Origin of the sequence: Salipiger sp. IMCC34102 (genome assembly GCF_004145405.1) — a bacterium.
Taxonomy (GTDB): Bacteria; Pseudomonadota; Alphaproteobacteria; order Rhodobacterales; family Rhodobacteraceae; genus Loktanella.
Map to the genome: position 1 here is coordinate 504,094 of NZ_SELQ01000002.1, position 14,064 is coordinate 518,157.

General features: G+C 66.1%; 12 protein-coding genes. 3 read left to right on the forward strand and 9 right to left on the reverse strand.

The window, feature by feature from the left end; genetic code table 11:
- Positions 1-15: 15 nt before the first annotated feature.
- The 8 genes from EU805_RS06785 to frr all read right to left on the reverse strand — a co-directional run bounded on the left by EU805_RS06785 (position 16) and on the right by frr (position 8,162).
- Complete coding sequence (locus EU805_RS06785; RefSeq protein WP_129763189.1) at positions 16-657, reverse strand: OmpH family outer membrane protein; 642 nt, start codon at positions 655-657, stop codon at positions 16-18.
- Entirely contained in the window at positions 657-2,972 is a 2,316-nt protein-coding gene (gene bamA / locus EU805_RS06790; RefSeq protein WP_129763190.1) for an outer membrane protein assembly factor BamA, read from the reverse strand. Before bamA ends, EU805_RS06785 begins: the two co-directional genes overlap by 1 nt.
- Before the next feature lie 123 nt (positions 2,973-3,095).
- The gene (locus tag EU805_RS17830; RefSeq protein ID WP_255465868.1) at positions 3,096-3,221 is read right to left on the reverse strand and encodes a hypothetical protein; all 126 of its coding nucleotides are present in this window, start codon (positions 3,219-3,221) and stop codon (positions 3,096-3,098) included.
- An 83-nt stretch (positions 3,222-3,304) separates the two neighbouring features.
- A complete protein-coding gene (rseP, locus tag EU805_RS06795; protein ID WP_129763191.1) occupies positions 3,305-4,633 on the reverse strand; it encodes an RIP metalloprotease RseP in 1,329 nt (442 codons plus the stop codon).
- 4 nt (positions 4,634-4,637) lie between these two features.
- On the reverse strand, positions 4,638-5,810 hold the full coding sequence (gene dxr / locus EU805_RS06800; RefSeq protein ID WP_129763192.1) for a 1-deoxy-D-xylulose-5-phosphate reductoisomerase: 1,173 nt from the start codon (positions 5,808-5,810) through the stop codon (positions 4,638-4,640).
- Complete coding sequence (locus EU805_RS06805) at positions 5,807-6,607, reverse strand: phosphatidate cytidylyltransferase (protein ID WP_129763193.1); 801 nt, start codon at positions 6,605-6,607, stop codon at positions 5,807-5,809. Before EU805_RS06805 ends, dxr begins: the two co-directional genes overlap by 4 nt.
- Entirely contained in the window at positions 6,607-7,335 is a 729-nt protein-coding gene (gene uppS, locus EU805_RS06810) for a polyprenyl diphosphate synthase (protein ID WP_129763194.1), read from the reverse strand. Before uppS ends, EU805_RS06805 begins: the two co-directional genes overlap by 1 nt.
- 266 nt (positions 7,336-7,601) lie before the next feature.
- Complete coding sequence (gene frr, locus EU805_RS06815) at positions 7,602-8,162, reverse strand: ribosome recycling factor (RefSeq protein ID WP_129763195.1); 561 nt, start codon at positions 8,160-8,162, stop codon at positions 7,602-7,604.
- A 256-nt stretch (positions 8,163-8,418) separates the two neighbouring features.
- On the opposite strand from frr, the gene EU805_RS06820 reads away from it, so the two are divergent.
- On the forward strand, positions 8,419-10,077 hold the full coding sequence (locus tag EU805_RS06820; RefSeq protein ID WP_129763196.1) for a CAP domain-containing protein: 1,659 nt from the start codon (positions 8,419-8,421) through the stop codon (positions 10,075-10,077).
- A gap of 127 nt (positions 10,078-10,204) precedes the next feature.
- Here the strand turns inward: EU805_RS06820 and pyrH are convergent, their stop codons facing one another.
- Positions 10,205-10,927 carry a UMP kinase gene (gene pyrH, locus EU805_RS06825; protein WP_129763197.1) on the reverse strand — a complete coding sequence of 241 codons (723 nt, stop codon included), beginning with the start codon at positions 10,925-10,927 and terminating at the stop codon, positions 10,205-10,207.
- Positions 10,928-11,008: 81 nt separating this feature from the next.
- On the opposite strand from pyrH, the gene miaA reads away from it, so the two are divergent.
- The gene (miaA, locus tag EU805_RS06830; RefSeq protein ID WP_207208082.1) at positions 11,009-11,920 is read left to right on the forward strand and encodes a tRNA (adenosine(37)-N6)-dimethylallyltransferase MiaA; all 912 of its coding nucleotides are present in this window, start codon (positions 11,009-11,011) and stop codon (positions 11,918-11,920) included.
- Positions 11,921-12,310: 390 nt separating this feature from the next.
- Positions 12,311-13,972, forward strand: a complete 1,662-nt coding sequence (locus tag EU805_RS06835) for an ABC transporter substrate-binding protein (RefSeq protein WP_129763199.1) — start codon at positions 12,311-12,313, stop codon at positions 13,970-13,972.
- The last annotated feature ends 92 nt before the right edge of the window (positions 13,973-14,064 follow it).

Genomic DNA, 14,064 nt, shown 5'->3' on the forward strand with positions numbered 1-14,064 from the left:
AACCGGCAAGGCGGCTCAAGGATCGAGTTGCGGCGCCTCGGCGGGTTCGGGCTGAACCGGTCCGGCCTCGTCCTCGCCTTCGGGGCTGCCACTGATGAGGGGTGTCGCCGCATCCGGTGCGGGATCGTCGGGGTCCAGCATCGTCTCGTCGATCCGCGCGATGGCCTCGTCGGTGATGTCCGAGGCCGCGAGCGCCAGGAACACGGACCGCCGGTCCAGGATGACCGAGGCGCCGCGTTCCAGCATGAGCTGGCCGATCACGTCGCGCACGGAGGTGTAGAAGCCTTCCCGCGCCGCGACCCGGGCCTGTTGCAACTCGACCTCCTTGGCGTCGCGGGCGCGGCGGATCGCCTGGACCTTCGTGTCGAAGGCCGTGGCTTCCTCGCGGAACGCCTCGGCGGTCATGGACGGACGGCGCAGGGTCAGGCTGCGTTCCTCCTCCGTCAAGGCCGCGACGATGCGGTCGTTTTCGGCCTTCAGCGCCTCGGCGTCGCGGTCGAGCTGGTCCCGGATCGTGTCGGCGAAAGCACTGTCCTGGTAGAGCCTGTCATAATCGACGATCAGGATCGGCAATTGCTGAGGCGGCGCCTGCGTCTGCGCCGCCACCGGTCCCGCCAGGGCCAGGACCAGTGCCAGGGCCGCGCGGACCCGCCGCATCAGAATTCGGTCGAGATCGTCAGGTCGAAGTTACGCACCTCGTCGAACTCTTCGGCCTTGAGCGCGTCAGTGAAGTTGAACCGCAGCGGGCCAAGAGGCGTCGTCCAGAACAAGGCCAGACCGGCGGTCGCGCGCGGCGTGAACTCGTCGTAGAGCACCGTGTCACGCCCGCTGCGACCGATGTCCCAGACCGACCCGTAGTCGATGAAGGCACCGCCCGAGAGGCCGTATTCCTCGGGCACGGGCAGCGGGAACTCGGTCTCCAGCCGCACGACGGCGAAGGAATTGCCCCCCAGCGCATCGTTGATCCCGTTGGCCGGGTCCACGTCGCGCGGGCCGACCCCGTTGGCATCGAAGCCGCGCAGCGTGTTGCCGTTGAGGAAGTAACGGTCCGTCACCCGGCTGAAGCCGTCCTGGTAGGACAGGTGGCCGCCTTCGATGGTGGCGCGCAGTGTCACGTCATCGTTCAGGATCCGGGTTTCGGCCGCCGCCAGGGCGCTGGTCTTGATGAACTGGGTGTCGCCGAAGCCGAATTCCTGGCCGAAGCGGATCACGTAGCCGGTCGTCGGATCAAGCCCGGTCCGGCGGTTGTCGAAGCTGTAGGCATAGCCCAGCGAGTAGGTCTGCACGCCGTCGAGCGCCGCTTCCTCGCGGATGATCGGGCTGATCGTGGTCGCATCCTCGAGCCCGGTCAGGTCGTCGTAGCTGACCGCGGCGAAGGTGCGAAGACGCCCGTTCTCGCTGACCGGGAAGGACAGGCTGGGGCTGAAGCGGAAGTTCTCGGTATCGTAATCGGCGTTCTGGTTGTCCGTCGTCCGGTAGCTGAGCGCGAGTCCCGCGCCCAGGTCGCGGCCCAGGAAGTTCGGCTCCTGGAAGGTGAAGTCGAAGACCTTGTTGGTCGAGGCGGTCGAGAACTGGAAGCTCAGCGCCTGCCCGCGACCGAGGAAATTCTGCTCGCGGAAGCTGGCCAGGAAACCGATCCCGTTGTCGGTGTTGTAGTTGGCGCCGAACGACAGGGAGCCGGTGGGCGCCTCCTCGACGTTGACGTCGATGATGACCTGGTCGGGGCGGCTGCCTTCACGGGCATCCACTTCGGCATTGGCGAAGAAGCCGAGCGCGCGGATACGGTCGGCGGCCTGCCGGATCTCGCGCGGGTTGAAGGGGTCGCCCTCGGCGGTGCGGAACTGGTTGCGCACGACGCGGTCGAGGGTCGTGGTGTTGCCCTCGATGTCGATCCGCTCGACGAAGATGCGGGGCCCGCGCACCAATGCGTATTCGACGTTCAGCGAAAGGTCGCGGTCGTTGCGGGTGATCCGCGGCTCCACGGCGACGAAGGTCAGACCCTGCTGGATCGCCAGACGCTCCAGCCGGGCGATGTCGCGGTCGACCTGCGCGGGGTTGTAGGTGCTGCCGGGCCGCGTGGTCAACGCGGCCTGGAACAGGGCAGTATCGATCTCCGGCAGGGTCGAGCTGGCAGAGACGTTGCCAAAGGTGAACTGCTGGCCTTCCTGCACGTTGTAGGTGATCAGGTAGGCGTCCCGCTCGCGCGTCAGGCCGACGTCGATGTTCTGCACGGTGAAATCGGCATAGCCGCGCGACTGGTAGAAGTCGGTCAGCACCTGCCGGTCGAAGGCGATGCGTTCCTCCGAAAAGGTGTCGCGGCTGATGATCGCGCGCAAGAGCCCCGCCTCCTTCGTCTCGAGCACGCCGCGCAGGCGACGGTCCGAGAAGCTGCGGTTGCCCACGAACGAGATGCGCTGCACCTCCGTCACGCCGGATTCCTGCACTTCGAACACCAGGTTCACGCGGTTTTCCGACAGGCGGATCACGCGCGGTGTCACGCTGGCGTTGATGCGGCCGTTGCGGGCGTAAACTTCGGTGATGGCGGCCACGTCGCGGTCGACGATGGCGGGCGAATAGATCCGGCGCGGCTGGCTTTCCAGAAGCGGCAGGAATTCCGCGTCGCGCAGGCGCCGGTTTCCGTCGATGGCGATCTGGCTGATGGTGGGATACTCGGCCACGTCGATGACCAGCGTGTTGCCGCGCGCGCTGACGTTGACCGTCTCGAACAGGCCGGAGTCGCGCACGCCCTGGGCGGCCGCGTTCACGGCGCCCGCATCCACGGTCTCTCCGCGGGTAAGTCCGGTGAAGGACAGGATCGTGCTGTCGGCGACGCGCTGGTTGCCGCTGATCTCCGCCCCGGTGAAGGTAAAGGACTGCGCCGCAGCCACGCCGGCGGCCAGGATGAACACCCCCGCCACGCGCACCGTTTTCGTCGCCCCGGACGCGGAAACGCCCCAAATTCGCGTTGTCATGTCAGCGTCCGCTCAAGTCATCCCCAGTTGCCATTCGCTTACCCATTTCGCGGGAGGTTGTCAAAAGCAACGCGCGCGCCTGGCGGGGCGCGCGCGGACAAGATCTGGCGGTCGGGGGGTGGATCAGATCAAGGCGATGTGGGCGCCCAGATAAAGCGCTCCACCAAGCGCGCCCAGCATCAGCATCCGGTCCCAATTCAGGGTCATCAGCGTCTGCACGCCCTTGGTTCCTTGAAGGAGGGTCTGCATGGCTCATCCTTTCGGCGCGGGGTGACTAGATGAGCCGACGGTCGCGCGCGATTGTGGCCCGATTGTGCCGGACCCGGGATGTTTCAGGGGCAGAGCCAGATATCGTTGAGGATCGCGAAGGCCATGAAGGACAGGATCAGCGACAGGCCCGCCACCATCAGCACCTGGATGGCGCGGTCGGTCGGGGGCCGGCGGAAAACCGCCTCGTAGGCGTGAAAGACCAGGTGCCCCCCGTCGAGCACCGGGATCGGGAACAGGTTCAGCATCCCCACCGCCGCCGACAGCGAGGCGATGAACAGGATGAAGTTGCCCGTGCCTTGGCTTGCCATCGACCCGCTGGTCTCGGCGATGCCGACGGGGCCAGAGATGTTGCAGGTCGAGATCGCGCCGGTGATGACGTGCCACAGCCCCGAGAGCGACACGGTGATCGTGCGCCACAGGCTGAGCACCCCGCGCCGGAGCGCCTCGATCGGGCCGACGGACTCGTTGGCGGTCCGGAAGAACAGGTCGCCCTGCAGACCGATGAGCCAGCGCGTCTCGAACCCGCCTTCCGGCAAGGGCAGATCGACCCGGCGCGGCGTGAGCACTTCGGTGAAGGTCTCGCCGTGGCGCCAGATGGTCAGGTCAAGCGATGCGCCGTCGCCGTCCTTCACCAGATCGACGAGTTGCGCGAAGGCGTAGGTCGGCGTCCCGTCCACGGCCGTGATGACATCGCCGATCCGCAGGCCCGCGTCGTCCGCCGCCGAGCGCGGCGAAATGCCCGAGGCCCGCGGCGGTACGGGATAGGGACCGGAGACCACCACCTCCGCCCCGTCACGCAGCACGGTGTAGTCGACCCGTTCGCTGATGGGCAGGTCGTCGAAGGCGCCCTCCTCCTCGTCGAGCCGGACGTTGCCTGCCGCCAGGATCTGGTCGCCGGGTTCCAGTTCGCTCTCGAAGCCTTGCGGCAGCGGCACGGCGCTTCGGAAGGTGACCGGGTCCGTGGGCACGCCGACCCACATCAGGTAGCCCGCGAAGATCAGGATCGTCAGGATGAAATTGAACACCGGCCCCGCGGCGACCGTGGCCGCCCGCGCCCAAAGCGGTGCCCCCAGCATGGTATGGCGCGCGTCGCGCCCGTCCGCCGGATCGTCCTCTCCGCCCATGGAGGCCGCGTTGCCATCGCCCTGGAACTTGACGTAACCGCCCAGGGGCAAGGCCGCGACCTGCCAGATCGTGCCGTGCTTGTCCGTCCGGGACAAAAGGACGGGCCCGAACCCGATGGAGAAGACCTCCGCATTGATCCCCGACCAGCGCCCGACGATGTAATGGCCGTATTCGTGGATCGTCACGATGATCGACAGCGCCACGACGAAGGCCACCAAGGTGAACAGGCCGCCGCCCAGCGAAGGCAGAAGTGTCGTCAGGTCCATGCGGTCACCCCAGCGCTGCGATTGCCTCCTGCGCGCGAATGCGGGCAAGACGGTCGGTTTCCAGTACCTCATCAAGGGAAACCGGAGAGATTTCCAGCCCCCGGAGCGCTGACATCTTGGCGAGCGTCGTCTCGACCACCGCGTTCATGTCCATGAAACCGATGCGGGTCGCGATGAAGGCGTCGAGCGCGGCCTCCTTCGCGGCATTGAACACCGCGCCGCTTTTTCCCCCGGCCTGCATGACCTCCCGCGCCAGCCGCAGGGCGGGCCAGCGGGTCTCGTCGGGGGCCCGGAAGGTGAACTGGCCCAGCTTGGCGAAGTCGAGCCGTTCGACCGGCAGGGACACGCGGTCCGGCCAGTTCAGCGCGTAGCCGATGGCGTGGCGCATGTCGGGCGGGCCGACATGCGCCATGAGCGCGCCATCGGTGAAGCCGACCATGGCATGGATCATGGATTCGGGGTGGACCAGCGTCTCGATCCGATCGGGTGCAAAGCCGAAAAACTCTTTCGTCTCTATCAGTTCCAGCGCCTTGTTGAACATGGAGGCGCTGTCGATCGTGATCCGCTGGCCCATATCCCAGTTGGGGTGGGCAGACGCCTCCGCCACGGTGGCGCGCGCAAGGTCCTCCACCGGCCAGTCGCGCAGCGCCCCGCCGGAGGCCGTGATGATGACCCGTTCGACGGCATCCACCGGCTCGCCCACCAGGGCCTGGAAGACGGCGGAATGCTCTGAATCGACGGGCAGGATGCGGGCGCCGAAGCGCCTTGCGGTGCCCATCAGAAGCGGACCGGCCGTGACGAGCGATTCCTTGTTCGCCAGCGCCAGCGTCGTACCCTGCTCAAGCGCCGCCAGCCCCGGCGGCAGCCCCGCTGCGCCGACGATGGCCGACATGATCCAGTCGGCCGGCCGTCGCGCGGCCTCTGTCACGGCCTCGGGTCCGCATGCGGTCTCGATCCCCGTCCCGGCGAGCCGGTCGACCAGCTCGCCGTAGGCATCGGGTTCAGAGATCACGGCAAGTTCGGCGGACAAGCTCTTGGCATCATGCGCCAATTGCGCGGCGTTGCGTCCGGCGGTCAGGGCCACGACGTCGAAATCACCGGGCCTGCTGCGGATCAGGTCGATGGTGCTTTGTCCGATCGACCCGGTGGCCCCCAGGATCGAGACACGCCTTTTCAAGAAGTAACACCCGGCAGATCGAAGAGAGAGGCCGCCAGAAGCATGAACATCGACGCCCCCAGCAAGGCATCGAACCGGTCGAACAGGCCGCCGTGCCCGGGGATCAGGGTCGAACTGTCCTTGACCTTCATCCGCCGCTTGAACGCGCTTTCGAGGATATCTCCCATCTGGCCCGCGAAGCTGAGCAGGACACTCAGCAGCACGATCAGCGGGCCCGCATCGGTCACGACCATGAAGAGCACGCCGAACGCCGCCGCCGCGATCCAACCGCCGACGGTGCCGGACCAGGTCTTCTTGGGGCTGACCCTGGGCCAGAACTTCGGCCCGCCCAGGGTGCGCCCGACGAGGTAGCCGAAGACATCCGTCGCCACGACCACGCAGAGCAGCCAGAGGATCCAGGTGAAGCCGTATTCGTGGCGGAAAGTGATCAGGCCCCAGCCCGCCACCTGGACCGCCAGCGCGAAGAAGAAGAAGTAGAGCCTTTCGTGCTTGACCATCCAGGCCCCTACCGCTGGCACGACGAGGAAGAGCAGGAAGATCAGCGCGCTCTCCTGCGTCGCCATGCCGGACAGCAGCGAGGCGGTCAGCGCCGCGAGGATCATGCCGGTGGTCGGCATGTCGTGGGCGATCATCATCCAGATCTCCCAGATCATGACCGCCACGGCGAAGATGGCGAGCATCTGGAACCACACGCCGCCCAGCACGACGGCGGCGGTGCCGAACACCAGCATGGCGGCGCTCGACGCCAACCGGACGGTCAGGTCATCCCATTTACCGGGGTCGGTGGTAGAGGTCATCAGGCGGGGACGGCTCCGAAGCGGCGTTCGCGGTGACCGTAACCTGCCATCACCCGAGAGAAAACCTCTGCCGTGAAGTCGGGCCAGAGCGTGTCGATGAATTCGTATTCCGCGTAGGCCGACTGCCACAGCAGGAAATTCGAGATCCGCGCCTCTCCACTCGTGCGGATCACCAGGTCGGGGTCGGGCAGAAAGCGGGTGTCGAGGAACCGCGACAGGGTTTCGGCGTCGACGTCCTTGTGCTGCAGGCGGCCCTGTTCAATCTCGACCGCCATGCGCTGGGCCGCGCGTGTCACCTCGTCCCGGCCGCCGTAGTTCAGCGCGATGGTCAGGTGCACCTTGTCGTTGCGCGAGGTCAGCAGCTCGAGGTTGTCCATCAGGCTGACCAGCTTGTCGTCCAGTTTCATCCGGTCGCCTATGAACCGCACGCGCACGCCTTCGGACAAGAGCGCCTCCGCCTCGCGTTGGATATAGCGCCGGAAAAGCGCCATGAGACCTGTGACCTCGGTCTGGGTGCGCTTCCAGTTCTCGGTCGAGAAGGCGAAGATCGTCAGGTACTTGACCCCCTCGTCGGGGCAGGCGCGGACGATCTCGCGCACGCGGCGCGCACCGGCGTGGTGACCGAACAGCCGGGGTCGGCCGCGCATCTGGGCCCAGCGCCCGTTGCCATCCATGATGACCGCGACGTGCCGCGGCCCCTCGGAGCGGTGCTTTGTCAGGTCGGCCATGGACTCTCCCTTGCGGTCAGGCGACGCTTCGGTCGCAATTCAGGTCGCCCGTGACATATCACTTACGCGCGAATGTCGCAGACCTTATCTCACGTTAGGCGAAAAACCCCGAGCGTGGTAGCCCCCGGCCCTTCCGCGACGTCACTTGGCGCCCGGCACGGTCATCATGTGACCCGAACGAACCACAAGCCGACGATCGCGGGCGGCGCGTGACGCAGGTCGGTCATCGGGCATAAAGGTAAACAAACCCTTGCCCGTGATCGGCGTCACACCTGCATGATTTCGGTCTGCTTGGCGTCCAGCGTCTCGTCGACCTTCTTGATGTGATCGTCGGTCAATTCCTGCACCGCGGATTCCCAGAACTTCTGATCGTCGTCGGCCATGCCGTCCTTGGCCTTCTTGATCTGGTCCATGCCGTCGCGGCGCAGGTTGCGGATGCTGACCCGCGCACTTTCGGCGTATTGACCCGCGACCTTGGACAGCTCGCGGCGGCGCTCCTCGTTAAGCTCGGGGATGGGAAGCATGATGATCGTGCCGTTGGTCTGCGGGTTGATCCCGAGACCGCTTTCACGAATCGCCTTCTCGACCTTGCCGACCAGGCCCTTGTCCCAGACGTTGATCGTCACCATCCGCGGCTCTGGCACGTTCACGGTGCCGACCTGGTTGATCGGGGTCATCGCGCCATAGGCATCGACCATTACCGGTTCCAGCATGGAGCCGGAAGCACGCCCGGTCCGCAGCGACGCGAGTTCCGTGCGCAGGTTCGAAATGGCCCCATCCATGCGGCGGGCCAGGTCGTCGGTATCGAGTTCAAATTCTTGTGACATCTATCGGCTCTGGTTCGGTTGCGGTCAGGTTCCGCGACAAGGGCTTAAGGTACCCGCAGGCGATTGTATAGCCGGGCCGCTTGCGCCTTGGGTCCTTGGGTTTTTCGCGAACGCTTAGTTAACGCATCGACCCTATGTCGACGGCGAGGGCCGCGAGAAGGCGCTCGTGGGGTGCCACGGAAAGACCGCAATTGCGGCGCGACTTCACCACCTCATCCGTCGATTGAGGCGAAAGCCGATGTAAGCAGAGGGTACGATGATCAAAGCCAACTCGTTTGAACGTTACATGCTGAAACTGGTCAACCAGGAACGCGCGAAGGAGGGGCTGGATCCGGTCAGGCTGGAATTGAATCTCAACCAGTCCGCGCAGAACCACTCGAAATGGATGCTGCGCGAGGACATCTTTTCCCATACCGGCGTGAACGGCTCTTCGGCGCATGAACGCATGGAAAAGGCGGATTTCGATTTCTCCGGCGCCGCAGGCTCGGCCGAGAACCTGGCCGTCCAGACCCTGCGCGGCGAACCCGGGATCAAGGACGACGTCCGTGATCTGCACGTCTCCTTGATGAACAGCCCAGGCCACCGGGCCAATATCCTTAATCCCAAGTACGAGTATGTCGGTATCAGCGTCGAGGTGGGAGAATTCGAATACAGCAGCGGAACGGTCGGGCAATCGGCGATCGTCACGCAGAATTTCGCCTATACGTCCGGCAAGGTCGACCTCGACAAGGGCAACTCCTCGGACAAGGTCCTCAAGGGCAATGGTCGAAACGATACGCTGGCCGGCGGCAGCGGCGACGACCTGCTTGTCGGGCGCAACGGCAGCGACAGGCTGTCCGGCTTCGACGGCAAGGATACCCTGAAGGGCGGTAACGGGAACGACAAGCTGTACGGCGGTGACGGCAACGACAATCTCGGCGGCGGCAACCAGTCGGACCTGATGTATGGAAGCGACGGGAACGACAAGCTCTTCGGTGGCAATGACAAGGACAAGCTTTTCGGCGGCGACAATTCGGACCTGATATACGGTGGCGACGGCACGGATCGGCTCTTCGCCAGCCGCGGAGACGACAAGTTGTACGGCGGGTCGGGCGCCGACAGACTGTTCGGCGACCTTGGCGCGGACAAGCTTTACGGTGGGACCGGCAACGATCGGCTGTTCGGTGGAACCGACAACGACATCCTGTCCGGCGGCAACAACGATGACCGGTTGCACGGCGGAAACGGGCGGGATGACCTTTTCGGCGGCGACGGTCGCGACAGGATCTTCGGGGGCGCAAGCGACGACACCCTGAGCGGCGGAAGCGGCAACGACCTGCTCAAGGGTGGCGGCGGCAATGACGCGTTGAACGGCGGCAGCGGTGCAAACAAGCTTTTCGGCAACGGCGGTAACGACGAGATGATTGGCGGCGGCGGCAAGGACATCCTGAATGGCGGTCGTGGCAACGACGTGCTCAGGAGCGGCGGCGGCGATGACAAGCTGATCGGCGGCGGCGGCGAGGACATCCTCGTCGGCGGAAGCGGCGGCAACGATAGCCTTTTCGGCGATGGCGGCGGCGATACCCTTGACGGCGGCAACGGCAACGACGGGCTGTTCGGCGGCAGCGGCGACGACAAGCTCGATGGCGGAAGCGGCGGCGATGTTTTGAACGGCGGTGCGGGCGACGATATCCTGCACGGTGGCAGCGGCGCGGATACCTTCGTCTTCAATCCGAGCAACGGATCGGACCGGATCACGGATTTCACCGACGACCGCGACACCATCGATCTGAGCGATTTCGGCTTCTCATCCGTCGGGGACGCGCTCGACAGGGCGCGCGAACAGGGCGACGACACCGTATTCACCCTTCGTGGAGAGACCATCATCGTCTCGAACACCGCGCTCGCCGACTTGACCGACGATATACTGGTCTAAACAAGCGAGAATCAGTCGGACCCTTCAACGGAAACGGCGCGGAACGATCCGCGCCGTTTTCTCGTCCTACTGCGGTTCAGGCCACATCCCCGACCGGTCCATGACCAACCTTCGTCCACCTCGGCGGTCAGTCCTTGACGATCGTATAGGTCCCCTCGCCCGCGAGGATCCCCTTGAACCCGCCCGGCTCGTCCAGCGAGAACACCACGATCGGCAGTTGGTTGTCGCGCGCGAGCGCGATTGCGCTGGCGTCCATCACCCCCAGGTGCTGGGCCAGGACCTCGTCGTAGGTCACCCGGTCGAACCGCTTGGCATCGGCGTGCTTGGCGGGATCCTTGTCGTAGACGCCATCCACCTTCGTCCCCTTGAAGATCGCCTGGCAGGCCATTTCGTTGGCACGCAGGGTCGCGGCGGTATCGGTGGTGAAATAGGGGTTGCCGGTCCCGGCGGCGAAGATGCACACCCGCTTCTTCTCGAGGTGCCGGACCGCGCGGCGTCGGATGTAGGGCTCCGCCACCTCGTTCATGGTGATGGCGGAGATCACGCGGGTGTGGATGCCGAGTTCCTCAAGCGCGGATTGCATCGCCAGCGCGTTCATCACCGTAGCCAGCATCCCCATGTAATCCGCGGTCGTCCGCTCCATCCCCTGCGCGCTGCCCTGCAATCCGCGGAAGATGTTGCCGCCGCCGATCACCATGCAGATCTCGACGCCCAGATCGTGGACCGACTTCACCTCGCGCGCGATGCGCTGGACCGTCGGAGGGTTCAGCCCGAAGGCCGTGTCCCCCATCAGCGCCTCCCCCGAGATCTTCAGCATGACGCGGTCGTAGGTCGTTCGGGGCTCCGTCATGGCGGTCTCCTGGGCGGGGGGTTCTAACGGGGGGCAAAGTGATCCAAAAGAGGCCGAGTTACAATCGCTGAAAGGCCGGGCGTGTCCTCCGAACCCATTCCGATTCCCGCCGATCGTCCGGTGCTGATCGCGGGACCGACCGCCTCGGGGAAGTCGGCGCTGGCCCTGGCGATCGCCGAGGCGCAGGGCGGCGTGATCGTGAATGCCGATGCGCTGCAGGTCTTCGACGGCTGGCGCATCCTGACCGCACGCCCGACCCCCGCGGACGAGGCCCGTGCCCCGCATGTCCTATACGGCCACGTCCCCTTCGACGCCCCCTACTCCGTCGGGCACTGGCTGCGCGACCTCCGCCCGGTGCTCGCGGGCGCACGGCCGATCATCGTCGGCGGCACCGGGCTCTACCTCTCCGCCCTGACCGAAGGCCTGGCCGAGATCCCGCCCACCCCCGCCGCGATCCGGGCGGGCGGCGACGCGCTGTCGATCGCGGATCTGCGAGCGGGCCTCGACCCCGCGACCGCAGGGCGCATCGACCTTGCGAACCGCGCCCGCGTTCAGCGCGCCTGGGAGGTGCAGGCCGCCACCGGCAAAGGTCTCGCCCAATGGCAGGACGAAACACCACCGCCCCTGCTGCCTTTGCCCGAAGTCACCGCGCTGCGGGTGGACGCCCCGAAGGACTGGCTGACACCGCGCATCGCCGCGCGTTTCGACGCGATGCTGGACAATGGCGCATTGGAGGAGGCGCGCGCGATGCATCCGCACTGGTCGCCCGATCATCCGTCGTCCAAGGCCATCGGCGCTGCCGAGTTGATCGCCCATCTCGACGGTCGCATGCCGCTCCATGCGGCGCGTGACGCGGCCATCGTCGCGACACGGCAATACGCCAAGCGTCAGCGCACCTGGTTTCGCAAGCGCATGGCCGATTGGCATGCGGTGGACGCGTCATCGTCCGATCCGTCCGCAGCATTGCGGTTCGTGTCCACCCGGCGGGATTGAGTCCCTCCCGCAGTCACGATGACCAAGGTCCGCGGACCGTCGCAGGTTCGGACCGTCCATGACCTGAATTTCCCGCCTGCCGGCCGAGTCGGCAGGTCCGAAGGTGGGCCGGGCGGTTTCGTTCCACTTCTACCTTGCCCCGGGCCGTGGTCTCGGAATGGCCTGACCCAGACACGCCCCTTCGCCTGCGTGACGGACGCATTCGGCAAGACCGCGGCGCTTATCAAAAAGACCTGCGACGATCCTCTCTGTGACGAACGTGATCGCCGCTGACGGCCTTGCGCATTGACCCTCCGACGAGCCCCGTGCCTTCATGGCACAAAAGAGGGCCGGTTGCGCCGACGGGCGGCGGCCTGGCGGTCCGCCCCGTGCGAAAAGGAAGTGTCCCCGATGACGAAAGATCCGACAGATGGGATGCACCCCGCCGCCGGTATCTATTTGCGCGACGCGAAAACCGGCAAACTGGACCGGCGAGAGTTCCTCGCCCGGACCACGGCGCTCGGCCTGAGCGCCACGGCCGCCTACGGTCTGCTCGGCCTTTGCGCCCCCGCCCGGGCCGACACCGCTCGCCGCCCGGGGGGCACGATGCGGATGCAGATGGAGGTCCGCACGCTCAAGGATCCGCGCACCTTCGACTGGACGCAGCTTGCCTATGTCACCTCCGGTTGGCTGGAATACCTGGTCGAATACAACAACGACGGCACCTTCACGCCGATGCTGCTGGAAAGCTGGACGCTCAACGACGACGCCACCGAATACAGGCTGAACGTCCGCCCCCGCGTGACCTGGAACGACGGCACCCCCTTCACCGCCGCCGATGTCGCGCGCAACATCGAAGGCTGGTGCGACCGCTCGGTCCCCGGCAACTCCATGGCGGGGCGGTTCGCGGCGCTGATCGACGATGAAACCGGCCGTGCGATCGAGGGTGCGATCGTGGTGATCGACGAGACCACCCTTCGCCTGACCCTGCCCGCCTCCGACATCACGCTGATCGCCAGCATGTCCGACTACCCGGCGGCCATCGTGCCCGAGGGCTTCGACGCGGCCACGATGCTCGAGAGCCCCAAGGGCACCGGCCCCTTCTTGCCGGAGGTGCACGAGGTCGGCACGCGGGCCGTGCTGGTGCGCAATCCCGATCACACCTGGTGGGGAGAGGCGGCGGGCCTGGGCCCCGTCCTCGACCGGATCGAGTTCATCGACTACGGCACCGATCCCTCCGCCTGGGTCGCGGCGGCTGCGGCGGACGAGGTCGACATCTTCTACGAAACCGTCGGCGACTTCGTCGAGATCATGGACGAACTCGGCTGGCAGAAGTCCGAGATCGCCTCCGGCGCCACGATCTGCATCCGCCCCAACCAGCAGGCGGAGGTCGACGGAATGCGACCCTACGCCGATGTCCGTGTCCGCCGGGCGATCGCCATGGCGGTCGACCCGGCCGTCTGCCTTGAACTTGGCTACTCCGATCGCGGCTTGCCCGCGCGCAATCAGCACGTGGGCCCGATGCACCCCGAATGGGCGGACGTTCCCGCGATCCGGGTCGACCCGGAGGCGGCGCTGGTCCTGATGCAGGAGGCCGGCATGGCCGACTTCGAGATGGAGATCGTCTCGATCGACGACGACTGGCGCAAGAACACCACGGACGCCGTGGCCGCCCAGTTGCGCGATGCGGGGTTCAAGGTCACGCGCAGGATCCTGCCCGGCAGCACGTTCTGGAACGGCTGGACCACCTATCCGTTCAGCTCGACAAACTGGAACCACCGCCCGTTCGGCACCCAGATCCTGGCGCTCGCCTACCGCTCGGGCGAGGCCTGGAACGAATCCGGCTACGCCAACCCCGCTTTCGACGCGGCCCTGGCAGAGGCGAACGCGATCGCCGATGCCGACGCCCGCCGGGACGTCATGGCCCGGTTGCAGATGATGATGCGGGACGATGCCGTGACGCTGCAGCCCTACTGGCGATCGCTCTTCCGGCACGCGAGGCCCGGCGTGGTGGGCGGCGACATGCACATCTCCTACCTGCCGCAACTCTACAAGCTGGGCTTCGCGGCCTGACGATCCTTCAGTCGATCAGCTCTTTTCGCTCCCACCGACCACGCCGCCGAGACGCGCTGCCACGGATAAAGCGGCCCTCCCATCGCTGCTTA

Excerpts from the sequence above, each read along its gene's own strand:
- EU805_RS06785 (WP_129763189.1), bottom strand. The coding sequence starts at position 657 with ATGCGGCGGGTCCGCGCGGCCCTGGCACTGGTCCTGGCCCTGGCGGGA.
- bamA (WP_129763190.1), bottom strand. The coding sequence starts at position 2,972 with ATGACAACGCGAATTTGGGGCGTTTCCGCGTCCGGGGCGACGAAAACG.
- EU805_RS17830 (WP_255465868.1), bottom strand. The coding sequence starts at position 3,221 with ATGCAGACCCTCCTTCAAGGAACCAAGGGCGTGCAGACGCTGATGACC.
- rseP (WP_129763191.1), bottom strand. The coding sequence starts at position 4,633 with ATGGACCTGACGACACTTCTGCCTTCGCTGGGCGGCGGCCTGTTCACC.
- EU805_RS06805 (WP_129763193.1), bottom strand. The coding sequence starts at position 6,607 with ATGACCTCTACCACCGACCCCGGTAAATGGGATGACCTGACCGTCCGG.
- uppS (WP_129763194.1), bottom strand. The coding sequence starts at position 7,335 with ATGGCCGACCTGACAAAGCACCGCTCCGAGGGGCCGCGGCACGTCGCG.
- frr (WP_129763195.1), bottom strand. The coding sequence starts at position 8,162 with ATGTCACAAGAATTTGAACTCGATACCGACGACCTGGCCCGCCGCATG.
- EU805_RS06820 (WP_129763196.1), top strand. The coding sequence starts at position 8,419 with ATGATCAAAGCCAACTCGTTTGAACGTTACATGCTGAAACTGGTCAAC.
- pyrH (WP_129763197.1), bottom strand. The coding sequence starts at position 10,927 with ATGACGGAGCCCCGAACGACCTACGACCGCGTCATGCTGAAGATCTCG.
- EU805_RS06835 (WP_129763199.1), top strand. The coding sequence starts at position 12,311 with ATGACGAAAGATCCGACAGATGGGATGCACCCCGCCGCCGGTATCTAT.